The organism is Nostoc sp., assembly GCF_036917815.1.
In the GTDB taxonomy this organism is placed as follows: domain Bacteria; phylum Cyanobacteriota; class Cyanobacteriia; order Cyanobacteriales; family Nostocaceae; genus Nostoc.
In genome coordinates this window covers 74,949-98,298 of the sequence record NZ_JBALEK010000053.1, presented here as the reverse complement: position 1 = coordinate 98,298, position 23,350 = coordinate 74,949, and the positions used below count along the sequence as shown (strand labels likewise).

Annotated in this window: 19 protein-coding genes and 1 pseudogene; 4 read left to right on the top strand and 16 right to left on the bottom strand. The window is 43.1% G+C overall.

Annotated features, from left to right (window positions below; translation table 11 throughout):
• Positions 1-75: 75 nt before the first annotated feature.
• From V7K97_RS15560 to folK, 4 genes and pseudogenes are all read right to left on the bottom strand, one after another.
• Complete coding sequence (locus tag V7K97_RS15560) at positions 76-2,862, bottom strand: putative Ig domain-containing protein (RefSeq protein WP_334801931.1); 2,787 nt, start codon at positions 2,860-2,862, stop codon at positions 76-78.
• 1,063 nt (positions 2,863-3,925) lie between these two features.
• Positions 3,926-4,171 (bottom strand): annotated as a pseudogene (locus V7K97_RS15555) (IS5/IS1182 family transposase); the annotation flags it as partial.
• A gap of 263 nt (positions 4,172-4,434) precedes the next feature.
• Positions 4,435-4,983, bottom strand: a complete 549-nt coding sequence (locus tag V7K97_RS15550; RefSeq protein ID WP_334801930.1) for an NUDIX hydrolase — start codon at positions 4,981-4,983, stop codon at positions 4,435-4,437.
• Between the two features lie 37 nt (positions 4,984-5,020).
• The gene (folK, locus tag V7K97_RS15545) at positions 5,021-5,542 is read right to left on the bottom strand and encodes a 2-amino-4-hydroxy-6-hydroxymethyldihydropteridine diphosphokinase (protein WP_334801936.1); all 522 of its coding nucleotides are present in this window, start codon (positions 5,540-5,542) and stop codon (positions 5,021-5,023) included.
• Between the two features lie 394 nt (positions 5,543-5,936).
• On the opposite strand from folK, the gene V7K97_RS15540 reads away from it, so the two are divergent.
• On the top strand, positions 5,937-8,204 hold the full coding sequence (locus V7K97_RS15540; RefSeq protein ID WP_334801929.1) for a transglycosylase domain-containing protein: 2,268 nt from the start codon (positions 5,937-5,939) through the stop codon (positions 8,202-8,204).
• Between the two features lie 354 nt (positions 8,205-8,558).
• On the top strand, positions 8,559-8,789 hold the full coding sequence (psb35, locus tag V7K97_RS15535; RefSeq protein ID WP_334801928.1) for a photosystem II assembly protein Psb35: 231 nt from the start codon (positions 8,559-8,561) through the stop codon (positions 8,787-8,789).
• A gap of 61 nt (positions 8,790-8,850) precedes the next feature.
• Here psb35 and V7K97_RS15530 read toward each other — a convergent pair whose 3' ends face one another.
• The 11 genes from V7K97_RS15530 to V7K97_RS15480 all read right to left on the bottom strand — a co-directional run bounded on the left by V7K97_RS15530 (position 8,851) and on the right by V7K97_RS15480 (position 18,534).
• Positions 8,851-9,273 carry a tellurite resistance TerB family protein gene (locus V7K97_RS15530; RefSeq protein WP_334801927.1) on the bottom strand — a complete coding sequence of 141 codons (423 nt, stop codon included), beginning with the start codon at positions 9,271-9,273 and terminating at the stop codon, positions 8,851-8,853.
• 57 nt (positions 9,274-9,330) lie between these two features.
• A complete protein-coding gene (rsmB, locus tag V7K97_RS15525; protein WP_334801926.1) occupies positions 9,331-10,830 on the bottom strand; it encodes a 16S rRNA (cytosine(967)-C(5))-methyltransferase RsmB in 1,500 nt (499 codons plus the stop codon).
• 120 nt (positions 10,831-10,950) lie between these two features.
• The gene (locus V7K97_RS15520) at positions 10,951-12,405 is read right to left on the bottom strand and encodes a glycoside hydrolase 100 family protein (RefSeq protein ID WP_334801925.1); all 1,455 of its coding nucleotides are present in this window, start codon (positions 12,403-12,405) and stop codon (positions 10,951-10,953) included.
• Between the two features lie 501 nt (positions 12,406-12,906).
• Positions 12,907-13,098 carry a hypothetical protein gene (locus V7K97_RS15515; RefSeq protein ID WP_334801924.1) on the bottom strand — a complete coding sequence of 64 codons (192 nt, stop codon included), beginning with the start codon at positions 13,096-13,098 and terminating at the stop codon, positions 12,907-12,909.
• A gap of 117 nt (positions 13,099-13,215) precedes the next feature.
• On the bottom strand, positions 13,216-14,964 hold the full coding sequence (locus tag V7K97_RS15510) for a DnaJ domain-containing protein (protein WP_334801923.1): 1,749 nt from the start codon (positions 14,962-14,964) through the stop codon (positions 13,216-13,218).
• A 203-nt stretch (positions 14,965-15,167) separates the two neighbouring features.
• The gene (locus V7K97_RS15505) at positions 15,168-15,527 is read right to left on the bottom strand and encodes a PspA/IM30 family protein (protein ID WP_334801922.1); all 360 of its coding nucleotides are present in this window, start codon (positions 15,525-15,527) and stop codon (positions 15,168-15,170) included.
• Positions 15,528-15,544: 17 nt separating this feature from the next.
• Positions 15,545-15,991 carry a PspA/IM30 family protein gene (locus V7K97_RS15500; RefSeq protein ID WP_334801921.1) on the bottom strand — a complete coding sequence of 149 codons (447 nt, stop codon included), beginning with the start codon at positions 15,989-15,991 and terminating at the stop codon, positions 15,545-15,547.
• Between the two features lie 95 nt (positions 15,992-16,086).
• The gene (locus V7K97_RS15495; protein ID WP_334801920.1) at positions 16,087-16,962 is read right to left on the bottom strand and encodes an alpha/beta fold hydrolase; all 876 of its coding nucleotides are present in this window, start codon (positions 16,960-16,962) and stop codon (positions 16,087-16,089) included.
• Positions 16,963-17,539: 577 nt separating this feature from the next.
• The gene (locus V7K97_RS15490) at positions 17,540-17,767 is read right to left on the bottom strand and encodes a hypothetical protein (RefSeq protein ID WP_334801919.1); all 228 of its coding nucleotides are present in this window, start codon (positions 17,765-17,767) and stop codon (positions 17,540-17,542) included.
• A gap of 351 nt (positions 17,768-18,118) precedes the next feature.
• Positions 18,119-18,331: a type II toxin-antitoxin system HicA family toxin gene (locus V7K97_RS15485; protein WP_322713367.1), complete on the bottom strand. Its 213-nt coding sequence runs from the start codon at positions 18,329-18,331 to the stop codon at positions 18,119-18,121.
• Positions 18,328-18,534, bottom strand: coding sequence for a type II toxin-antitoxin system HicB family antitoxin (locus V7K97_RS15480; protein ID WP_334801918.1), 207 nt, complete (start codon positions 18,532-18,534; stop codon positions 18,328-18,330). The genes V7K97_RS15485 and V7K97_RS15480 overlap by 4 nt, the downstream gene beginning before the upstream one ends.
• 455 nt (positions 18,535-18,989) lie before the next feature.
• Between V7K97_RS15480 and V7K97_RS15475 the strand changes: the two genes are divergently transcribed.
• The gene (locus V7K97_RS15475) at positions 18,990-20,675 is read left to right on the top strand and encodes a SulP family inorganic anion transporter (protein ID WP_334801917.1); all 1,686 of its coding nucleotides are present in this window, start codon (positions 18,990-18,992) and stop codon (positions 20,673-20,675) included.
• A 743-nt stretch (positions 20,676-21,418) separates the two neighbouring features.
• On the opposite strand, the gene V7K97_RS15470 is transcribed toward V7K97_RS15475, so the two are convergent.
• Positions 21,419-22,102, bottom strand: a complete 684-nt coding sequence (locus V7K97_RS15470; RefSeq protein WP_334801916.1) for a pentapeptide repeat-containing protein — start codon at positions 22,100-22,102, stop codon at positions 21,419-21,421.
• Positions 22,103-22,678: 576 nt separating this feature from the next.
• Here V7K97_RS15470 and V7K97_RS15465 point away from each other — a divergent pair.
• Positions 22,679-23,146 (top strand): Crp/Fnr family transcriptional regulator, encoded by a 468-nt coding sequence (locus V7K97_RS15465; RefSeq protein WP_334801915.1) that lies wholly within the window; start codon positions 22,679-22,681, stop codon positions 23,144-23,146.
• Positions 23,147-23,350 lie beyond the last annotated feature (204 nt).

Sequence of the window (23,350 nt, the reverse complement as noted above, 5' to 3'; positions counted from 1 at the left end):
GCGATCGCTATATTGAATCGGCGGCTCATGGGATTTAAATTTATGGAGTTTGCAACTCCTCTATTATATGCAGCTTCATATTAAATTGGTATTACTTTGAAATTGAGCCGCACTACCCAAATCAGCCAACACAGGTGATACTTGCGGTGTTGTAGAATATGTAATTGCTTCCCCTGCTGTCCCAGGTGTTCCCGTTGCTAAAGTGAGGAGATTAGAAGAATAACCATAGCGACTGGATTGACCAGAAGCAAGATTCCGGGCTGAAACCAAATTACCTTCGGTGTCATAGCTATAAACCACCAAACTACCATCTGGTGCAGTAATCTGCGTTAACCTGCCTTTCTCATCCTTGACAAAACGCACCGTTTCCCCAGTGTCACTGGTAATACCGCTATCGCTATATATTAGACGTGTCCCATTAACCCCAATCTGCTCAGTAACACCACCAGCAGAACTCAAGTGATAAACAGTACCATTTGCCGAAGAGAGCGTGTAATCAGCACCATCAAACTCCCCACTACCAGGATTATAAGCATGACCCGTCTTCAAGTCATAGAACCGATTACCAGCCAAAGTCAGTTTCGCATCAGCTGAAGAGAGGGTATAATTCACCCCGGAATCTGCCACCCAACTAGGCGTGTAATAAGTAAGACCGGAAATGGTGTGTTTCTGTGGTGCAAACGTAAACCCAACCCTTTCTCTAGTAGGAGTAGTTAAGTAAAGCCTTGTCCCAACACGGAATGGCTCGTATACCCCCAGTTCTTCACGCCCAGTCAGTGGTACTAGGGTTTGAATGTTGGTATCCACATTCGCTAACTGCCAAGCGTTACCAAAGCTGCCAAACTCATCAGTATTCAGAGAACTGTAAGTGCGTACTAGGTTAATAGTATTGCCACCCAAAGTTACAGACAAATCAGTTTGGGTTCTGGTATACGCACTCGGCTTGGTGGTAGTATTGACCTCGACTACAGCTTCAGTGAAACTAGTGCGATCGCTAATATCAGTCGCTCGTAACCGCAACTGGTAGAAACCATTTTCTAGCTTACCTGGGTCAAATTGAGCCAGAGTCAAATCGCTTACAGCACCATTACCACTAGCTAGTGTTCTGTAGACATTCTCACCAAAATCAGCGATTTCTAGTACCCAGCTATCAAGATTACTATCATTAACACTGCCAATAATATTAGTAACACTCTTTACTAGCGCCCCATCTAACCCAGGTGCAAATGCAACTATGGGTGCAGCCAAGTCTTGCAGGTCGCGCACCTTAACTACAGTGCTGTTGTGACCAACGCGACCATCAGCATCAGTAGCAGTCACATCGACAACCAAACGACCAGGAGTAGTCGGAATAATCTCAATTCTGCCTTGACTATCAACAGTTACAGGTCTACCATCAACCGTGGCAGTTATATTGGTAATTGCAGCCAAACCATTCGCTAGAGTCTGCACTATCACCTTTTGTCCGGGAACTGCTGGGAAACTCGGCGTGAGGTCAAAATTAACAATTGGTGGTGTTGGTGCAACAGCCACCCGCACAAGGGAAGTCTGCGTTACTGTTTTCTCCCCATCAGTAACCGCATAAGTTACAGCATAATCACCCACTTGTCCAGGGTTAGGTGTCCAAGTAAACCGTCCCGTCAACCCATCAAGTACCGCACCCAGAGGTAAATCAACAGCACTGTAGGTAAGATTTGTACCATTATCTGGGTCAGTCCCAGCAACTGTAAATTGCAGCCTTTCAACCAGCGCCACAGCATGGGGTGACACAGATATTGCGGGACTGCGGTTGACGTTAGCAATACGCAAATTCACATCGCGGATATCGGTAGCACCTTGAGCATCAGTTGCCGCAAATCTTAATATATATTCACCCGCTTGTTCATAATTGGGCTTCCAGGGAAACTGACCTGTGCGTGGGTCAAAGGCAGCACCAGTAGGCAAAGGTGAAACAGCCGAGTAGATTAATGAATCGTTATCAATGTCTCCCGCGGCCAAGGTAAACTGGACGAGGTTGTTTTCAAGTCCAGTTTGAATAGGCAACGGTGCTAGTACAGGAGCCTGATTTGTATTATTTACCAGAATGGCAAAACTTTGAGAACTGCTCTTATTACCATCACTTGCACTCACAATGATGTTATTATAAGTTCCAGCCTGTGCTAGATTGGGCGTCCAAGTGAGTATCCCTTGTGCAGAGTCAAGTACCGCGCCTGGGGGTAAATTTGATGCAGAGTAAGTAAGAGTATCACCATCAGCATCACTGCTTGATAATGCTAAAGTGAGAGTTTGCCCTTCAGCTACAGTTTGATTGGCAATTGCTCTTAGTATCGGTGCAGTGTTAGCAGTGCGAACAACTAAATTAAAAGCTTGCTGGCTACTAAGAACTTCTGAAGAGTTACCATTACCGCTATCTTGAACCTGAATTGTGACAGGATATGTGCGGATATCAGCAAGTGTTGGTGTCCAACTGAATAATGCTTCACCGTAAATTGCAGTAGGTGTAAGAGTCGCACCAACAGGTAGACCATTCAAATTAAAGTTTAAATTATCTTGATTGCGGTCTGACGCTTTAACAATAAACTCCAGAGTTTCGCCAACAACTGCAACTTTGTTCCCAAGAAAGGGCAATTTCGGTGCGTCATTGGGTGCATTTACTGAAACAACAAAGGTATATTCATCTCGTTGCACAGCATTGACACCACCGCCATTTCCGTTATCAACTGCGGTGAGAGTCAAGGAATAATTGCCACCATCACTAACTCCAGGAGTTAAATGCAATGTAGCTGTACCATCGCCATTATCAGTAAATTTGACAAAATCAGGTATATTGTATCCCACATTCCGCACTTCAATCAGTAGCATTAATACTATCAGCAGCAGCGGCATTTTCAAAGCGAATCGTGTAGGGGAGTGCTGTACCCGCAGGAATGATATTCTCCATCCCATAGCCCAAGGGACCAGTTAGGGTAGCGAGATTACTGGTAGTGACGGCACCGTTGAAGAAGCTACCAAAACTAGGAGGCGGGACAGCAACACCTTGAGGTAGTTCAACCCTGGCTTCACCAAAAGGAACGTAGACGTTGAAAGATTGGGCGTGGGTTTTTTGCGATAGACCTAAATCGTATTGTTTGAGGTCAACAGCCGATTCTTGTCCTTTTAAACTGCGATTATTACCATACCATTTGCGGACTTGTTCAAAGAAGTTGACTAGGTTATTACTAGAGATAATTTGATTCCCCGCAGGTCCCAGCAGTAAACCAGTGGCGAGTGTCGCCATCAAGCTAATTACTTGCGGATTTTCCCGAATTGGCGGTGCTTGGTTTTCAGGACGTAATAATCCGGCTTGTTCTAAGGCTGCTAAATATGCGTTTGTCCAAGTGTTAACATCTGCCGCCAGCACCGTCAGGGAAACGGAAGCTGTTGGATCTTTGAGGATAGCATTTCGCAGCCGCAGTGCTGAAGTCGTTTGTTCAAGGACAAATTCCGCACGAGTCATCGCTGTTGCTGTCGCTAAAATATGGAAGCGGAAAGCAATATCCTCATCTAGAACATCGTCTAAGCCTTTGGGGTCTTTGGCAAGTTCGTCTTGCAATCCAGGGTAAGTTTGAACGTTAAATGTGCGACCAACAAATCCGGCATTGGGGAGGTCGAGGACATAACCTGGTGCTAAGATTTCCCCATTGGTATTGATATCGGAAGTTAAGCTGGCCCAAGGCACATCTTGCAAAACGCCTTCTGGATTGCCGCGCAGATTTGAACTAAACTCCGTGTAGGGAAGACTGAAGACTTCTGTGTTTATTAAGAGTTCGGGAGTGCCAATAGCAAAATGCACGTAGGGAGTATCAATATTGGTCAAACTTTGGACTGAGACACCGTAAGTACCTGTATCTCCGGGTGCGAGGATGCTTGGTCCACCCAAACCGAGTTCTACTGTTTCCCTGTCACTTATGCCTAGTTTCTCTTTAATTATTAATGCACCTAACGCCATCCGAAATGACTTTGCTGGTGCCCCCATCTCTGCGGAGAAAGATAAAGAATATTCCGACTCAAATTCTGTCCAGGGTATTAAATCAGCCATAATGACCCAACGATTATCTGATGATAACTTTCCCTCAAATGGAAGTTCAAAGCTTGACGGTGGAATTGGAGTTGATTCTTCTTTTCGGTACATAGTTACATCGGATACACGCTTGTCTGGGCTGACCACAGTCATGCAAGGATTTTGGGCTATTTTACCTTCTTATCTTGCACTGGAATATACTTCTTTGGTCTGATAATCTATATACTGCAACCTTTTCTTTTTTTTTCAGCATGTTAACAATCATCTCATCAGCGTATTCAAAACCTGCACCGTAAGCATCTGCGTAGGCGTAGCCCGCCGTTCGCGTAGCGTCTCGCAGAGAAGGCATCGCTAACTCTAACAGCATATTAGGGTTAAACTAAAAATGGACGCGCCAGAAAAAAGCTAGAAACTGATTTAGCATCTACCGGTTCTCCCTCCAGAATAGCTTTCTCTAATTCTTCGGGAGTCAAAAACACAGTTTCGATATCCTCATCTCCATCTTGTGGCGGCGGTGTCTCCAACTTTTCTAAATCTCGCGCCAGAAAAGCATAGATAATTTCATCAGAATAGCCGGGAGCTAGGAAAAATTCGCCTAACTTGTCCCATTTTTGGGCGCTATAGCCAGTTTCTTCTTGAATTTCACGCTGTATTGTTTCTAAAGGCTGTTCATTTGGTTCCACAGTTCCCGCCGGAAACTCTAATATCCGTCCCTGAATTGCAAAACGATACTGGCGCACGAGTACAAGTTTACCTTCTGCTGTCACTGGTACAGCTAGGGCACCCCCAGGATGACGAATACATTCCCATTCTCCTTCCGATTTATTCGGCAAACGCAACCGATTGACTTCAAAATCAAACTTGCGTCCTTTATAAAACAAGCGTTGTCTCAGCAGTTGTGGTAATTCTCTACCTAATGGCATAGTAAAATTCTGATTATCTGTGAATGCAGAGGCGAAATCAGCGTTCTTCTGCGTTTAAGGATGGTAATTTTAATTGCCCATCAAATAAATGCACATCTGAACAGTCTACCTCTTTCAGCATTTCTTTAATAACACACCCAGAAACCGGTTCTATCCAATCTGGGACAATTTCTGTCAATGGTACTAACACAAAAGCTCGATCCCGCATTCGCGGATGGGGAATCTGGAGATTTGGTGTATCCACGATCAAGTCATCAAATAATAACAAATCCAAATCCAGGATTCGTGGACCCCAGCGTTCCTGACGCACACGCCCAAATTGTTGTTCAATTCCTAACAAAATTTCTAATAACTGCTGGGGTAGCATTTCTACCTGCAATGTGACACAGCCATTTAGGTAATCTGGCTGTGGTGGCCCCACAGCTTTGGTTTGATACCAATTGGATCTTGCTTCTAAGAGAATACCTGGCGTTTGAGCTAAAGTCCCTATAGCTGCTTCTAAAACTGCCTGGGAATCGCCGATATTACTACCGAGAGCAACGGCGCTTCGTTTGGGCATCGTACTCTCCTTGAGTAAGCCGTTTTCGGGCTGTATTTGCGGATACTTAGCTGCACCTGTTCCAGAAAATGCCAATAGTTTTTATCTTCCCAATATCTATCAAAATTGCAGCATTTTTACAAAACTAAATTCACTAAATGTAAAAAACATTATTTTCCGGTGAATTTAGTTAATTATTTATGGGATATTATACTAACACAAAGGTAGTGCTATAACCTCAAAGCTGATTGATCGTGGTTATTATAGTTACTATTTTGAGCGAGGAACTGACGTGGGGAAGCTTACCTCCTGGTTCAAGCGAAAACCAACCAATTAGAGTGACTCTGGACAAGGAGGAACAGATGAGAGCTTACCACCACCATATCTGGCGCAGAAGAGGCAGTTACTGAGCAAAATGAAAATTTTACCATCTAGGATGAAGGCCAATCAGTCAACTGGCGGTAAACCACTCTATCGTCGCTTATGGTTTTGGGCCGGCTTGGGTGTTGTCGGTGGCGGGATAGCTGGCTTGATCTACGGCGTTAATTTAATAGATCGGACTTTGCCAGATCAGGCGGAGTTGAATGCCGTGCTGAGAGAGCAAACACTGACCATCAAAGCTGCTGATGGCACCATATTACAACAACAAGGTGAAGCGACTAGAGAACAGCTAAAGCTGGAACAAATACCAGATAATTTAAAAAAAGCTTTCATCGCCTCAGAAGATAGAAGATTTAAGGAACACAACGGAGTTGATGCTCAAGGGATTGTGAGAGCGAGTTTGAATAATTTGCGATCGCAAGGTGTGGTAGAAGGTGGTAGTACCATCACCCAACAGCTAGCGCGGATTCTCTTTTTGAAACAAGAACAGACAATCTGGCGCAAACTCAAGGAAGTCCGTTTAGCACAAAAAATGGAGCATGAATTAACCAAAGATCAGATTTTAGAACGTTACTTGAATCTGGTTTATTTGGGATCTGGAGCTTACGGGGTGGCAGATGCAGCCTGGGTATACTTTAGTAAGTCACCAGACCAACTTTCTTTAGCGGAAATGGCAACGATTGCGGGATTAGCTCCGGCTCCTAGCTTATACGCCCCCGACAAAAATCCCACGGCTGCAATCCGGCGGCGGAATCTGGTATTATTACGGATGCAAGAAGATAAAGTTATTACACCAGAGCAAAGGCAAGCAGCCATTCAGGAGCCATTAACCCTCAAAAGCAGTTTACCGAAACGAGTCCAAGTAGAATCACCTTACTTTACCAGCTACATCCAAAAAGAATTGCCGAAGTACGTTTCTGCTGACGTGCTAAAAAGTGGGGGTCTAGTAGTGGAAACCACGCTGAATCCAACTTGGCAGAAAGTGGGAGAAGAGGCAGTAGCGAAAACACTACGAAATCAAGGACGCTGGGAAAACTTTAAGCAAGCAGCAATGGTAGCCATTGACCCCCGCAACGGTGAAATTAAGGCAATGGTTGGGGGAAAAGACTTTGGTAAAAATCAGTTTAATCGCGTTACCCAGGCACAACGGCAACCAGGATCGACATTTAAAGGGTTTGTATATGCCACTGCGATCGCTAGCGGTAAAAGCCCCTACGATAGCTACGAGGATGCCCCCTTTGTCGTAGACGGCTATGAACCGAAAAACTACAGTGAAAACTTCCACGGTTCAATGAACATGAGAGATGCCCTCACCCGCTCTGTGAATATTGTTGCGGTAAAGGTATTGATTGATGTCGGATTTACGCCAACGATTAAACTTGCCCATGATATGGGAATAAAATCTGAACTTAAGCCCACCTACTCCTTAGCACTCGGTTCAAATGAAGTGAATTTGCTGGAATTGACCAGCGCTTATGGCAGTTTTGCTACTATTGGATTGCATACAGAACCTCATGGTATTACTCGCATCCTCAACCGCCAAGGCAAAGTAATCTGGTCCGCTAATTTCAAGTCTAAACGGGCACTTGACGCTGACAGTGCCGCCATCATGACTTGGATGCTACGCAACGTCGTCGAAGAAGGAACTGGTGCTGCTGCCCAATTAGATAATAGACCCGTTGCTGGCAAAACCGGCACCTCCGATGCCGCCCGCGATTTATGGTTTATTGGCTACATTCCCCAGATGGTGACAGGGGTCTGGCTAGGTAACGATGATAACCGCCCCACAGACGGCAGCAGTGGTAGTGCTGCTTACACCTGGCACGAATTTATGGAAAAAGCGGCACAGGGGATGCCTGTAGAAAAGTTTCCCAAACGACCCAAGTTAGAAGGTCGCAAAGGCACTATTAAAGCCCAGTCTATCAAGCCCAAAGAAGTGCTGAATCGTTCTATTGACTCTGATGATGAATCAGAAGGGGAGAGTTCTAAAAATTCTAATTCTGAAGAGAGTGGTTCATCCAAAAGACGTAGAAGCAGGAGGAGCTATTCTCAAGATGAACAGCAATCAAGCGATTCTACCCCAAGACGGAGAAGGCGCGATCGCACCGAAGAATCAAGTTCCAGTAAATCTTCTGAGGAATCATCTACTCCACAACGGCGTTCCAGAAGAGTAGAATCTGATTCTTCTTCTCCCTCGCCTGGAAGAACTCAACGAGAGCCTTCTCCCGCCAATAGTTCAGGTTCTTCAGGTTCTTCATCACCACAACCTAGCTGGCGGGATAGACTTAGACCTCCTCATTGACACTCTCAGGTCTATTGTGCATTGGGCATGGGGCATTAGTTATTAATTATTAGACATCTCCGAAAAAGATTTAGATACCACAAATTTGCACCCAGACCTAACACCCCTTCCCCCCTTCCCTACGAGGGAAGGGGGGTTTTAAAGCCTCTCGACCTTTCGGGAAGAGGTTTGGAGAGGGGTCTTTTTTCTTTTCTGGAGATGTCTATTCTTCCCCATCTCCCCCTGCCCCTCTACCCCTCTACTCTCTGCCATACAATATCAAGTTACTCAAAACTCAACTACGGGGGGATGTTAATTGATACGCTCATCTTATAGTGTGTTAATTAGTGTTATCTAACCGTGGAGAATATACTCATGCATTTATTTTTTATGCAAACAGCAGCACCAGCTGTAGATGCTGCTCCTCATTTTCCCTTGGCTTTTACCTTGGTGTATGTCGTTGGTTTTATTGCTGCTGTCACCATTGGTTCAATAGCTTGGTACAACTCGAAACGCCCCGCAGGTTGGGAAAGCAAAGACCGTCCTGATTTTGTGCCTAAGGTTGATAAAGAAGAAACTCCGGGTCTGGGTGAACCGAAGTCATAATTTAGTCATTAGTCATTAGTCATTAGTCATTAGTTATTAGACTATAGACTTTTGACTATGATTAGTTTTGCACTTCAACCCAACGGCGGTAAAGCTTTTGAATTTGTTTGAGAAGCGCAGTGTGAGCTAGTTGAGTGGAATCATTCTGCTTCGCTATATCCTGCAATTCTGTCAGGAGTCTAGCTTCTTCGACGGCAACTTCACCATCGCTATAAATTAAGCCACTGATGGCTTCAATCAGATTTTCACAATCTTCAAGGGTGGGGCGATCGCCTAAATACTCCCGCACCCATTCATAGCACTCTTTTGGCTGTACAGGAACTAATTCGTACAGCCAAGGCTTAATTTCTGGATCGTTAGCCAAACCTTTTGCTTGAGCTATTTCACGGAGATATTGCCGTTCTTCAGGCTGGATTTTACCATCGATCCAGGCTGCTCCAATCAGGATTTTTACTAAGTTTTTTACATTGGAAGGGCTAACCATTGCTGCCACCTCTGGTAGATTAAGACCTCCACCAAATAGTACAATCCCAAACAGTATTCACTCGGAATTATTGGTTTTTCTTAAGCGCACCATGAAAAAGCCATCCATATCCTGTCGGTGAGGCCAGACTTTAAACCAACCTTGAGGCGTACTATAAGCAGAATCAGGGAACTCAAAGCCTCTCGGAGACTCAATTTGCCAATCCGGTGACTTAGCTAAAAATGCCGCAATCGCTTCTTCATTTTCTGCTGGATGCAATGTACAGGTGGCATAAACTAATACACCACCAGGTTTGACAAAAGTAGATGTATGTGTTAATAATTCTTGTTGCAGCACCGAAAGTTCCCGGACAGATTCTGGTGTCTGTCGCCAACGCGCATCAGCATGACGGTGCATGGTTCCCAAACCGGAACATGGAGCATCGAGTAATACGCGGTCTGCGGTGTTTTGAAATTGGGCAAAGTGGCGGCTGTCGCCAGTATAAATTTGAATAGATTGTAAATTTAGCCGTTGAGAATTTTCTTGGAGTTTGCGAAGACGAGAGGGAGTGCGATCGCAAGCCCAAATTTTCCCTTTATCCCCCATTAATTCAGCAATGTGGGTTGTTTTACCCCCTGGTGCAGCACAGGCATCAATTACCACCTCACCTGGTTGGGGGTCGAGCAAATGACCTACCAATTGGGCACTACTATCTTGTACAGTCCACCAACCTTCTTTGAAACCCGGTAGTTTTTGAATTGATCCAGCACTACCAATCAATCGTAAAGCTTGGGGTAAATAAGGAATGCGTCTTACCAAAACACCAGCAGATTGCAAAGCCGCCTCAACTTCCTCAATGGAAGTGCAAAGTGGATTGATACGTAAGTCAATTGTTGGTGATTGGTTCATCCATTCACACAGTTGTTCTGTGTCGGACAAACCCAGTTGTTCTAACCAAACTTGAATCATCCAGTCAGGAAAGCTGTGTAAAATACCCAAGCGTTCCACCTGACTTTTGATGTCATCTGGAAAAGTTAACGCGAAACCTAACCCCCCAGCCCCCTTCCCTACTAGGGAAGGGGGAGAATTCAAAGCCTCTTCCCTTAAAGGGGAGAGGTTTTCCAGATGAGGTGACAAGTCAGACCGTTCTACTGGATTTTCGGGAAGTTGTAACGGATCTCCGTTTATCTTTTCTGCAAGGCGGATGTACTGGCGTAATAAACCGTTAACAAAACCCGTTAGTCCAGAAAAACCGTTTTCTTTAGCGAGTTGGACTGTGGTATTGACAGCAGCTGAGGCGGGAATACGTTCTTGATAACGCAGTTGGTAAAAGCCTAGATGTAAGATGGTGCGGAGGTCTTGTGGTTGTTGGTGAGATTTCTTTTTGGCGAATTGATCAATGAGAGTATCAAGGGTACGTTGCCTTCTGACGCTCCCATAAACCAATTCTGTCACCAAGCGGCGATCGCAATCAGCCAAATTAACTTTTTGCAGCACTCTATCTAGGGCTACATCAGCATAAGCCCCCTTGTGAACATCTCGCAGGGCGATAAAAGCTAGTTGACGGGGGTTTGTCATGGAAACACGATTCAGGAGTCAGGAGGCTTTTGTATTCTAACTCCCAACTCCTGTACAGACGCGATTAATCGCGTCTCTACTCCCAACTCCTGTACAGACGCGATTAATCGCGTCTCTTCCCTATCGAGTCAGATACGGGTCTACACTGGCGATTTCAAACTCACACGCCCTAGAAACCTGTTCTGCGGGTAATTTTCCAAAGCTGATTAATGGTAAATAAGTAGGGTTTGCCATTAGTTCTTTTGCTAATAAGAACCCAGTAATTGTCCAAGTTTGATATTTCCTAGCTTGTTTCCCAATCAGTCGCCCTTTCTTACCATCGTAATATTCTGGCCATTCATCTGTACTGAGGCGTCCTTGGGCAGTTTCAATCGCCTTTTGTGCAAGACTTGTTCTATTAGTTTTCACCGCCGCCGCCGCCAACATCCACATTAAAACTGGCCAACTACCAGCATTATGATATGACCAGGGTATATTTTTGGGGTCACATCCAGTTACAATTCTGTATTCTTCATGTTCCAAAGCTGGGAAACATATTTTCATTGGCATATCTCCCACCAAGTCGTCCCATCGTTCCTCAATGAGAGTCATAATCGCTTGTGACTGTTCTTCCGTGGCTAAGTCGGAAATGATTGCCATTAAGTTTCCGAGTGAAAAGAAGCGAGTATCTAACTGTGACGGACCAACATTCCCTGCTAGATAACCACCTTTTTTCGGCAGCCACTTATCTAATTCATAATAGGGAATAGAATCTACATATATGTTGAACAGATTAACAGCAGCCTTGCCATATTCTTCACTTTTGAAGCGATAAATTGCATTCAGGCGATTAATATCTATCCAATAATGCTGGCGGATATGAGCGCATAAAAGAGGCAATCGGTTATCAATAGCTGCAACGATATCAGAATTTCCTTGGCAAATTAGCAATTCACGAGATGCACGCAGTGCCGTGTAGAAAAGAACTTGTAGTTCTAGAGGATGGCCATAAATGCCCATACGACGGTCAATCATACAAGCGCCATCTGGAACCAACAGCGTTGGATACATATCAAAACGATTCGCCAAGCAGATTTCCATGATTAACCTGATGCCATTTTGGAATTCAGGTTGATAGGCTAGAGAAAAATCTTCTGTGGCGATTACATAAGCACGCAACAAAATAATCCACCATAGGCAAGAATCTACAGGTGTAACTCTAGCGATCGCATGTTCACCAAAGTCTGCTTCTAAATATTCTTGCCCATTGTCTGATACCACTTTAAAGCTAGCTGGTATTAATCCTCGTCCCGGCTTATAGGCATCTAATGCCTTTTCTTTAGGCTGTAACTTTAAGGTTTCTTCTAAGAAATTACGAACAATATCTGTTCTACCTTTGATCAGAAAAATTAGAGCGGAAGAGACAAAATCTCGGACAAAGCACTGATCGTAATTGAGCGCTTCTACAGATGCATCATAGGCGGCTATCGTCCCAACGGGGCGGCCTTGATAGTAGAGAATTGATTTTTCTAGCGCTTGCCAAGCTTCTTCCAGTTCTTTTAAATTTTCAGTAGTTTCCAATTCGTTTAGTTGCATCGCCAGAATAACTCCATTTCAGTTGTGAATTTGTGGTAGATGCGTCTTCATTTATTATTTTTGCCATTCTCAGCATAACAAAAACGATTCCGGGAATAGCAAATATAATTGAGAGAAAAATTAACCAACAAATAAGGAATAAATCTGCTGACATTTATACAGATTTATTGCTAGTTCATTTGCTTATAATCGATTACTTTTTTGGTGAATTATAGTTGTTGTTATCCACCGCAAGTAGTAATATAACTCCTAAAAACAGTCACACAAGATATATTTTTAGATGATTTATTGTTCTGTTGTATACCTGGAATGTTTGCTTTACCAAACAAAAATATATCTTCAGTGCTGCTTAGGGTTTGTGTGAAGTTAAAGCTGGTTGCAGTATATTTACTTGAGCAGGATTAGTTTTTGACACGAATAACTGAGACTATTCCCCCATAATCTAATAATCTATAACGTTTTTTCAAAATATGCAATATGAATGCTAGAAAATTTAATATGTCAATACTTCTCAAGGGTTATATATAAGGTGAGTTCGACAAGTCTTATTTGACCTCTCCCCCAGCCCCTCTCCGACACGGAGAGGGGAGCAAAAAGCTGAATAATTGGCTCCTCCCTTTCCGTTCTGCCGTTCTCCGGTTTCCATTCGACAAATTCTTCAAAATTTATCGCCTCTACTAAATGTTGAAACATAAGACTATTTCCTCAAATATTATTCATATTTTGACTCTGACTTTTCACGATATCTGGAAAACCTCTCTCTAAATCTCTCTCCTTCTAGGAGAGAGACTTTGAATTTCTCCATATTACCTACTGCTGGAATTCTTTATAAGCTCGATTAATTGCTTGCATTGAGGCTTTTGCGATCGCAGAACTATTGACATCAGGATGATACAATCTTGCTAATCTACGGTAGGCAAGTTTGACAATGTTGGGATGATCGCCCTGATTTACACCCAAAACTTCCCACCATTCCCCAGATAATACGGAGTCGAGAGTAAATTTTTCAAAGCTTTGTATTTGACTCCAAATCTTGATACTTCCGCCATTACCGCCACTTACCAGCGTCTTACCATCAGGACTGAAAGTAACGGGATTACACCCAGAAAGATTTTGTATTAGTTCCCCAGTGTGGAGGTTCCAAAGTTTGATCGTACCGTCTCTGCTGGCACTGGCAAGGGTTTTAACATCGGAGCTGATGGCAACAGATAAAACCGCCGATGAGTGTCCAATTAGAGTAGAAAGTAATTCTCCAGTTTGGAGATTCCACAGTTTTATTGTGGCATCTGTGCTACCACTAATAAGAGTTTGACTGTTAAGACTGATGGCAAGTGTATTGACTGCGCCCAAATGTTTACTGAGAACATAGCGTTCTTGCCCAGTTTTGACATCCCAAAGCCTAATAGTTTGATCAGCGCTACCACTTGCAAGGATTTTACCATTGGGACTGATGGTAACAGACAAAACTGCATTTGAGTGTCCATTTAAGGTGCGTTTTACTGTTCCCGTGTAGCATCCCCAAATTCTAATTGTCTTATCGGCAGCACCACTAGCAAGAATTGCTCCATCAGGACTGTAGGCAATGGAGTTAACAAAACCATTATGACTGTAGGGAGAGTTTAAATAAAAGAATGTATGGAGAAATTTTTTTGTGTCCATGCGCCAACTGGTGATTTTGCAATCGACACTACCACTTGCAATCTGCTTTCCATCAGGACTGATAGCAACAGATAAAACTGCTTCTGCTTGTCCAGAGAATGTGTAAAGCCATTTTCCGGTTTTCAAGTTCCACAAATTAACTTGTCTGTCATCACTGCCACTAATTAAGGTAGTATTATCAGGACTGATAGCGATCGCATTAACTGCCCCTAAGTGTCCCTTGAGTGTGCGTAGACATCTCCAAGTTTCAGGTAGCTGGATTGTCAGAGATATTCTTTCTGGTTCAATCTTGGGAGTAGAAGCTTTAGGCGTAACAAATTCTGATTTTTTCTTCAATTCAGCCTTAAGCGCTTGTAACTCATCTTCGACTTCCAAAACCGCAAATTTTTGGTTGAGATCGTCACCAGATAAAAATGCTTCTAATTCCATGACTGCTTCGGAATAGTAGCCCATCTGCAAGACTTTCTCTTCCATCCGTTCAAAAAGCTGTGCTGGAGTTTCCCTAATTCCAGATTCATCTAATAGTTTGGCAATACCATAAGCGGCGAGTCCCATTACTGCACCTATTCCTGCCATCGGTACTGCACCAATCCCAAATGCCAGCCCTACTTTCGGTGCGACTAAACCCATACCACCGACGACGCTATAAACACCAGCACCACCGACTGCACCAATTCCCATTGTAGCGAAGGCAACTGCATCTCCCTCTGCGATCGCTTTAAAAGCGCCATAAGCAGCTGCACCAACCACAGCGCCAGCAGCGACCACAGGAGTTGCACCAATACCAACAGCGCCAAATCCCCCTGCTAGTCCCATCCCACCGACTGTTGTGGAAACACCAATACCTGCTATGGTTCCGCCTGCAATAAATGCTGCACCTGTTTTAGAGTTTTGTATCATTGCGTAAGAGGTTGTTTGAAAAGTGGTTAGCTGTGATTTTAGGCACTTAATGATCCCCCCTAACCCCCCTTTTTAAGGGGGGAACCGGAGTCAAAGCCCCCCTTTTTAAGGGGAGCCACTGCGCCCTTGCGGTTCCCCGACTTGAAGCACGTGGCGTGGATTTAGGGGGATCTCCAAGGGTTAGGCGTATACAAAAAAACTTTTCAAACATCCTCTAATGCTTTCTTGAAATTTTCTAGAGTCATCAGATTTTGTTTTAGTACAGCTACTACTGCTTCCTGCTGCTGAAGCTGAGTTTGAAGAGTCAGCGCAATTTTGTTTTGAACTTTTTTCTTGAGTACAGCTTTAATAGCTAAATTGTCATCATTATTTTTCAGAGCTATATGAGCATATCGATTCCACAATTTAACTTCTTCTTGAGCTTTCTCATAATCTTTCTGGATACATTCTTGATTTATAACAGCAGTGTTGATAGCTTCTTTTGTCTCACCAATAGCCTCTGATAAAAGTACGTTACTGTCTTTTTTTGCTTTAGTTTGCTCTTGAGGTTTAGGTGGTAGCATTAATGCTTTAAGTTGCTCTAATTCATCATCAATCGATACATCAACACTTTTGTATTCAACCGATATATCAACATCTTTATATTCAAAGCTGATAAATGTTGGTGAAACCTCACTGGTGTTAGGCTTACTGCGTAATACTTCATTCTGTGCTTCTGAAACCTTTTTTCCCAAGATTTCAAACTACTTTTAATTGCGTCTACTTGTGGTTTTTGCTCCTCTACCAGGGTTTTTAGCCTACTAGCAATTGCTTGGTATCGTTCCTTTTGGAATTTTGCTTGACGAATTAAATCCTGATTACTTCCTTTCAAAGCAAGTTGATATTCTTGTTCCCATTTATCAGCTTCGGCTTGAGCTTTCCCATAGTCTCGTTCAGCAATTTCTTGGGCTACTCTGGAGTGGCTTGCTCCTTGGCGTAACTTTTGTAGTGCATCCTGTGATGATTGATTTTGGTCGTAAAGTCCCATAAACTTATCTGAGTAACCTTATTACTCAGAGCGTAGACTAATTTATACTGTAGCGTCTTCGTAAAAATTACTGAAGCCTTGATTTTTGCTTTTAACTATAACCCTTTGCTATGCAGCCAATTGATAAACAGATCAGCGATCGCTAAGTTACCATGTTCAAGCATTGGCAGATGACCGTGACCAGGGAGGCCAACTTCAGGAAGCCAAATAAAATCACCCCGAAAGTATTTTGCAGTTTTTGCATCTATCTCACGAGGATGGCGCGGGTCTTGGTCGCCCGTAATCACACAAATGGGAATACTATATAGTATCTGAGGGAGTATCTGAGGGTCGCCAATATAAAGCCCTCGTCCTTCAACATTTCTGAGTTCGTTGCTCATCCGCGCACTCTCAGCGATCAAACTGCAAAAGTAATTCTCAAATGCCTCTTGCGGAAAAGTATCTGAGTTGGTAAAGTACTTTTTAGCATCTTCAAGCGAGTGGATACGTGGACGGTCTTCGGGAAAAGCCAAAGAAGAGTTTTTTGTAATAACTGGTAATAGATTCGCTGGTGGACTTGGTGCAATGCCGATAATAGCTTTAACAAGTTTGGGATAAGTTTGTGCCGTCTGCCAACCAACGACACCAGACATACTGTGGGTAAGAATCACAGCCGGCCCAATCCGTTGGAGTAGCGCGACTGTAGCATTGATTACCCGTTGATATGACATCACACGGAAGTCTGGAACACAGCCCGACCGACCATGCCCTGGCCAGTCAACAATATAGGTTGGGTAGCCAAGTTCTACCAGATATGCTGCCCAACCTTGACGATTATCGGGTGTTTTGACAAAGCAAGTACCTGTATGAAAGGCACCATGTAAAAGCACAATAGAAACTAAATTTTGGTCTTGACTCGGACGGTAATATTGAACGTACATTTGGTACGGAATAGCACCAACAAAGAATTCTGTTTCAGTGTATGAATTCATTTTGAGAACAGACTTAAATCTTTACAGCAATGTTCGTTGTTCACTCGCTACAAAAAACTATTAACTGAAATTTTGAACAGTTGCTCTTGTGCAATTATATCATAGTCATGGGAACATAATCTGCTGAAATCACCTTCTAATCTACCTTTCAAGCACCTCTGTTCTGGATGGATTTAAGAGCGAGCGCGTTTAAGTTTCTCTAATGGTTATTTGTGGAGATTGAGGAGAAACGAACCACAGAGGCGCAGAGAACACTGATAAAGAGAGAAGAGGAACAAACTAGAAAGGAAGAAGACAAGTGCGATCGCCTTTTCATCCTCTGACAATTCAGCAGCATCTGAAAAACCTCACTTCTATTTCTCTCTTCCTTTAAGGAGAGAGACTTTGAATTTTCCCCCTTCCCTAGGAGGGAAGGGGGTTAGGGGGTTAGGTTTTTGGTGGACTTTTCCACATAACGTGAAAAGTCAGTTTCATCCTCCCTCAGTTGAGATAAAGTCTTTTGAGAATAGCAAATACCCTCCAGTAAATTAACTGGAGGGCTATTTATAATATTTGACGAATTTTTACCATCTACAGCTTAGTTAAAAAAGACTGTTTTTACCCCATAAGCTGCAAGTGCGGCTGTGGCTACAATTGCTGCTGCTGGCAATGCTACAACTGTCGTTGTTGTAAATCCCAAAACACCTAAAATTCCAGGAGCGCTAGTAGTAACTGTAGCTAGTGTAATTGAGCCTAGACTAGCAGCAGCAGATGAAGCAGCCGCAATAGCACCTATAATAGCCGTAGAGTCATCAGGGTTTAGCATTTGTTTGTTTCTTGTATTATTTAGTCTAAAAGCTTCTTCAAGTTAATAGATTTATAACAAAAGTAACCAAATATTTTTTATGACCACATTTGTACTTTTACTGAAATATTGAATGAACTTTTCGTAAAGTATAAAAAGCCAAAATACTCAAATTAACCAAGCTTATTTAGAGGATGTTTGAAAAGTCCTCCTATCGGTAGCAAAAAGTTTTAGATCCCCCTAAATCCCCCGCTCAATTGCGGGACTTTGATTCTTCCCCCTTTTGAAGGGGGGTTAGGGGGGATCAGTAAGTGCCTAAAATTACAGCCAACCACTTTTCAAACAACCTCTTAGATAAAATTCAAACTGCCATCACAAATCTTCAGGTGTTAAACCTGTCACTTTGGCAATTCTTGCTAACATCCGAGGTCCAATCTCTTGACCATCGTGAAAGGCAAACACAAAATCAGCCCAATCAGGGCGTGTCAGAATTTTATGCGAACCTGACTGGCGTTTAATCGCCCAACCAATACGCAGCAAAGCAGCTAGGACACGCTTTGCCTTTGTGCTAGACCACTCACTCATGCTGCGGCAAATGAAACGCTGACTAGCTTTGGAGTTACTTCCCCATGTTCCAGCTTATCTGCCAACACACGCAGAGCTAATGCTTGAACTCTAGCAACTGCTTCTTCTCGTGTCTGCCCATAAGTCAGTACACCAGGAAAATCAATCACTTCAGCTAGAAAGCGTCCATCCTCTTCTTGTTCAATCTCTATCGTGAAGTTCATAGCGTCTTTTCTATTGATTGTTCATGCCCAGAAAACATACCAAACCGCATTATCTGCTTTTGGATTTGAGATTTTTTAGGTTCTAAAGCGGGGTTTTGAGTATACTTTACAACTTTTCAAACAACCTCTAAGCGAATTATAGCTTGCTCAACTAATGATCTCGACCGTGCTTGTATGCTTTGCATCCCATCTTGAATTCCCTTATGTTTGGATTAACGCAGAAATTTATCTCTGTAACTGAGACTCTAGGTAGCGATCGCACACGGTACAATACACACTACATACACTATGTCAAGGAAACCTGTGCTTTTATTAATCAGTAAATAGGCGAACTTGAACAAAAAACGCACACCCAATGGCGAAATATTCCACAACCCTGATGAAATCTACCGAAAAGATCGAATAACATTTGTGTGTGCTTCAACAAATTGTGTACAAGAGTTGAAAATGACGATATGGCAACATCTGATATCCTCAAAGAACCACTGCTTTTGCGTCTGAGTCGCTTCTTTAGCGGACTGCGTGGCGATTTGACGGGAGGACTAACAGCAGCAGTGGTAGCATTGCCTTTGGCTTTAGCCTTTGCGGTGGCTAGTGGTGTGGAACCAAAGGCGGGACTTTACACGGCGATTGTGGCGGGAATTGTCGCCGCAATTTTTGGTGGTTCATCAGTACAGATTACAGGGCCAACAGGTGCAATGGCTGTGGTTTTGGTGGGAATTGTCGCCAAGTACGGCCTTGAGAAAGTTTGGATTGCTGGGGTGATGGCTGGGATTATCCAAATTGCCTTGGGGGTTGCCAAACTTGGACAGTTAGTAAAGTTTATTCCTTATCCAGTGACGGCAGGTTTTACTAATGGTATTGCCGTTATTATTTTTTGTGGTCAATTAAATAATTTCTTTGGTTTAACATTACCACGTAGTGAACATTTTTTGCCGGGACTTTGGCAAAGTCTAACTCATGTAGAAGCTCTAAATTGGGCAGCAGTTGGCTTGGCAGTGGTGGTGATTGCAACTAATGTTTTGTGGCCGAGGATTAATACGACAATACCAGGTTCTTTAGTGGGGCTGGTGTTGGCAACTGCGATCGCATCTTCTTTCCATCTGAATGTACCAACAATTGGCACTATTCCTCAATCTTTACCGATGCCTCAAGGTATTCCCCATTGGAATGATTTTAGCGTGATTCGAGAACTAATTAACCCGGCTTTGGCTTTAGCTGCACTGGGAAGTATTGAATCGTTGCTATCGGCAGTAGTGGCTGATGGGATGACTGTCAGCGAGAAACATAATAGCGATCGCGAATTAATTGGTCAAGGTTTGGCTAATATGATTGTGCCATTTTTTGGTGGTATTCCCGCCACAGGTGCGATCGCTCGGACTGCTGTAAATGTCCGTTCTGGTGGGAAAACCCGACTATCTGGGGTAATTCACGGCCTTGCCTTAGCCATCATCGTCTTAACTTTAGCACCCCTAGCAGCACAGATTCCTTTAGCTGCACTTGCTGGCATTCTGATGGTGGTTAGCCTGCGGATGATTGAGTGGGAAGCCATTGGTTTATTGATGCGTGCTACCTACTCCGACTTTGCGGTGATGATTCTCACCTGGCTAGTGACAATCTTGTTTGACTTAGTTCTCGCTGTGGAAGTGGGATTGATTGCAGCCGGAGCCTTGTTTATCAAACGGATGAGCGATTTAAGCCTAGTTAAAATACCTGAAACCGAAGTATTTCCCCCTGGTACACCTCTGGAATTAGGTAAAGAAATTGCCGTTTATCGGGTAGATGGCCCCGTATTTTTTGGTGCTGCTGAACGCTTTGCTACCTTCCTCCGCGATGAACCGGAAGTAAAGTATTTAATTCTGCGGTTGCGGTTTGTCCCAAATATGGACACAACTGGGTTAGTAGCTTTAGAGGATATTTATCATGACTTAGAACGGCACAATTGCCGCTTAATTCTCACAGGTTTACAACCCGAAGTCCAACAACTACTAGAGCGTACAGGATTGTTAAAAACAATTGGGTTATCAAATTGTTTTGAAACAACTACAGATGCGATTTGCTCTATCTCTCCTCAGATTGCATGTTCTCAACCTGTGGCGGCTAATTTGAAAACAAAGGAATTAATGGAACTAATTGACTGATAATATTTTGCCAATTCACCCCCCAAGCAAGCCTTTCCTCTAAGAGGATGTTTTAAAAGTGGTTGGCTATAATTTTAGGCACTTGGAGAGGGTGCATCCCAGTTTTTATTTCGCGGTTAGAGAATAAAATCTGAATCTCCGCAGAATGGATGGTTTGACAATTAGTACTTTTGCACTACTAAAAAAAGTGGGATGCTCCCGTTGGAGATCCCCCCTAACCCCCCTTAAAAAAGCAGGGCTGATTCATTCCCTAAAAGACCTTAATTTACAAGCGTATCAGTCAAAAAAATCAGGTTTTTAAACACTCTAATTGGGTCAAAAACCAGGCGATCGCACTTAAATTTACCGATTGAAACAGTAATTTTTCGATTACCAACTCACTAAATTTTCTGGTTGATACTCTTGACAAAATTCTGATCTGAACGAATGAAACAGCCCTGCCTTAAAAAAGGGGGAAGAATCAAAGTCCCCCTTTTCAAGGGGGATTTAGGGGGATCTTCAACTAATTAGTTAAAGCCTGTATTCATAGCTCTGACAATTCAGCAGCATCTGGAAAACCTCACTTCTATTTCTCTCTTCCTTTAAGGAGAGAGACTTTGAATTTTCCCCCTTCCCTCCTAGGGAAGGGGGTTAGGGGGTTAGGTTTTTGGTGGACTTTTCCACATAACGTGAAAAGTCAGATTCATAGCTGAATCAGGCTTTTAAGGTTTGTGATTAAATTTATCCGGTTAACTTCAGTTTAATTACTGAATGGCGAATCCTTCTGGTCTGATTGCATCTTCCAAATCAACGCCCATCAGGTTAGCTCCTTGGATGTTTGCATTTGTGAGATTTGTCTTTTCTAAGTCTGCGTTTTGCAGGTTAGCCATTTGCAGGTTAGCTCCGAGAAAGTTGGCTTTCTCTAAGTCTGCATCAAGTAGGTTTGCTCCCACCAGGTTTGCTCCCAAAAGGTTTACCTTGCCTAAATCTGCTCCTTGAAAGTTAGCTCCTTGTAAGTTTGTTTGTTGTAAGTTAGCTCTTTCTAAGTCTGCATTTTGTAAGTTAGCACCCTCTAAGTTTGCCGCTTGTAGGTTTGCGTCCTTTAACATTGCTCCAGTCAGGTTACATCCGACACATTCATTGGTTTGCAATAAATGTCTAACGTTTGCTGCTACAGACACTATTGGCGATACCACCGGGGATATTACTGGTGCTGTTACAGACTCCATTGGTGATTCCATCGGAGATATTGCTGGTGCTGTTACAGACTCCATTGGTGATTCAATTGGAGATACTACCGGAGCTAGTTCAGATTCCGTGGGTATGGATGGTGTTAGTGCTTGCGCTCTAGCGCTGGGCTGGACAAGCAGAGTAAATCCCGCTACAACTACTAGAAATACGGCAGTTACGAGCCACTGAGTTAATTTTTTAGAATTTGATTGATTCATTAGTTCCTTCATAAGGCTGATTTGTAGTGGTTGGCTTGCTTTTATAAGAGCCATCGATAATGTGCTTTATTCTCACTTTAGATAACTTGATTGATAAGAGCAAATATTATTTTGATTCAAATTAATAAATTCAAGTGATTGAAAATTTAAGCAAATTAAGACAAAGGGATTGTTTTTTAAAATGATAAGTAAAAGTGATTGATAACTTGACTATTATGTTTTCCTCGTTTCCATGCTCCATATCGGAACGAGAGAATACCTAATATTGAGCTATTGTTTGAGTTATATAGCGGTTCCCCTTCCCTTCTAGCGTTGGGGAGTAAAATTCAAAGCCTCTCTCCTTTTAGAATACTGGAATGGAGGTGAGGTCAAAATGTATTGCATCCGAACGAGAAGCGCTATATTCTGTGCGTAGTTTACCAACCTAGGCATCGCTCCGATTGAACAGAACTCTTGTCAGATGGTAAAACCTGAGATATCCTTGGCTACTAGCGTTCAACATCGGTTAATATGACTAATTGCGCTCTGGCTTCGGTTTGAAAATTTACAGTAATGTTTGATGTTTAACTTGTAATTATGCTAACCAGTGTTGACCGTTTATTATTTGTCCGGCGAGTCCCGATTTTTAAGGAATTGCGGGATGATTTTATTGTGCGGCTCACTTCAGTAATGAACGAATTATCATTCCCAGCTAATTACACCATCTTTCGACAGGGAGAAGAAGGGCGATCGCTCTATATTGTGGTGTCAGGTAGAGTTAAAGTTCACATTGGGAATAAACAGTTGGCAGAGGTGGAACAGGGAAAATACTTTGGTGAGATGGCAGTATTTGATACTCAACCTCGTTCCGCCAGCGCCACGACTCTGGAACCTTGTGAATTTTTAGAACTGACCCAAGAGCAACTTTATGATGCGATCGAAGAAACTCCCGAAATCGCGGTGAATATCATTCGTGAGTTATCCCGTCTGATTCGCAGATTGAATGACGACATGAGTGTAACGAATCCCCCACGAACAAATCCGGGGGTTTTTAGCAGAGAGTAAGTTCAGCACTCATTTCCGAACCCATAATTTATAGACGTTTTGGCTTTTCTTAGTGCCATTCAGAACAGAGTGTAAATGTTGAGATCACACTTCGCTGTGGATGGCTTAGTAATCGCTCTGATAGTTCCAACCTGCTGATATAGGAATCATATTTGATTTCTGAAAAAATCTAAGTATTTGTAGGGTGTGTTATGCCGTAGGCTA

Bases quoted from the DNA above. Each gene is read 5' to 3' on its own strand.
- V7K97_RS15480 (WP_334801918.1), bottom strand. From the start codon at position 18,534: ATGAACTTCACGATAGAGATTGAACAAGAAGAGGATGGACGCTTTCTA.
- V7K97_RS15490 (WP_334801919.1), bottom strand. From the start codon at position 17,767: ATGCTAAACCCTGATGACTCTACGGCTATTATAGGTGCTATTGCGGCT.
- V7K97_RS15475 (WP_334801917.1), top strand. From the start codon at position 18,990: ATGGCAACATCTGATATCCTCAAAGAACCACTGCTTTTGCGTCTGAGT.
- V7K97_RS15540 (WP_334801929.1), top strand. From the start codon at position 5,937: ATGAAAATTTTACCATCTAGGATGAAGGCCAATCAGTCAACTGGCGGT.
- V7K97_RS15500 (WP_334801921.1), bottom strand. From the start codon at position 15,991: ATGGGACTTTACGACCAAAATCAATCATCACAGGATGCACTACAAAAG.
- V7K97_RS15550 (WP_334801930.1), bottom strand. From the start codon at position 4,983: ATGCCATTAGGTAGAGAATTACCACAACTGCTGAGACAACGCTTGTTT.
- V7K97_RS15470 (WP_334801916.1), bottom strand. From the start codon at position 22,102: ATGAATCAATCAAATTCTAAAAAATTAACTCAGTGGCTCGTAACTGCC.
- V7K97_RS15515 (WP_334801924.1), bottom strand. From the start codon at position 13,098: ATGTTTCAACATTTAGTAGAGGCGATAAATTTTGAAGAATTTGTCGAA.
- V7K97_RS15510 (WP_334801923.1), bottom strand. From the start codon at position 14,964: ATGATACAAAACTCTAAAACAGGTGCAGCATTTATTGCAGGCGGAACC.
- V7K97_RS15465 (WP_334801915.1), top strand. From the start codon at position 22,679: ATGCTAACCAGTGTTGACCGTTTATTATTTGTCCGGCGAGTCCCGATT.
- psb35 (WP_334801928.1), top strand. From the start codon at position 8,559: ATGCATTTATTTTTTATGCAAACAGCAGCACCAGCTGTAGATGCTGCT.
- V7K97_RS15520 (WP_334801925.1), bottom strand. From the start codon at position 12,405: ATGCAACTAAACGAATTGGAAACTACTGAAAATTTAAAAGAACTGGAA.
- folK (WP_334801936.1), bottom strand. From the start codon at position 5,542: ATGCCCAAACGAAGCGCCGTTGCTCTCGGTAGTAATATCGGCGATTCC.
- V7K97_RS15505 (WP_334801922.1), bottom strand. From the start codon at position 15,527: ATGCTACCACCTAAACCTCAAGAGCAAACTAAAGCAAAAAAAGACAGT.
- V7K97_RS15560 (WP_334801931.1), bottom strand. From the start codon at position 2,862: ATGCTACTGATTGAAGTGCGGAATGTGGGATACAATATACCTGATTTT.
- V7K97_RS15530 (WP_334801927.1), bottom strand. From the start codon at position 9,273: ATGGTTAGCCCTTCCAATGTAAAAAACTTAGTAAAAATCCTGATTGGA.
- V7K97_RS15495 (WP_334801920.1), bottom strand. From the start codon at position 16,962: ATGAATTCATACACTGAAACAGAATTCTTTGTTGGTGCTATTCCGTAC.
- V7K97_RS15485 (WP_322713367.1), bottom strand. From the start codon at position 18,331: ATGAGTGAGTGGTCTAGCACAAAGGCAAAGCGTGTCCTAGCTGCTTTG.
- rsmB (WP_334801926.1), bottom strand. From the start codon at position 10,830: ATGACAAACCCCCGTCAACTAGCTTTTATCGCCCTGCGAGATGTTCAC.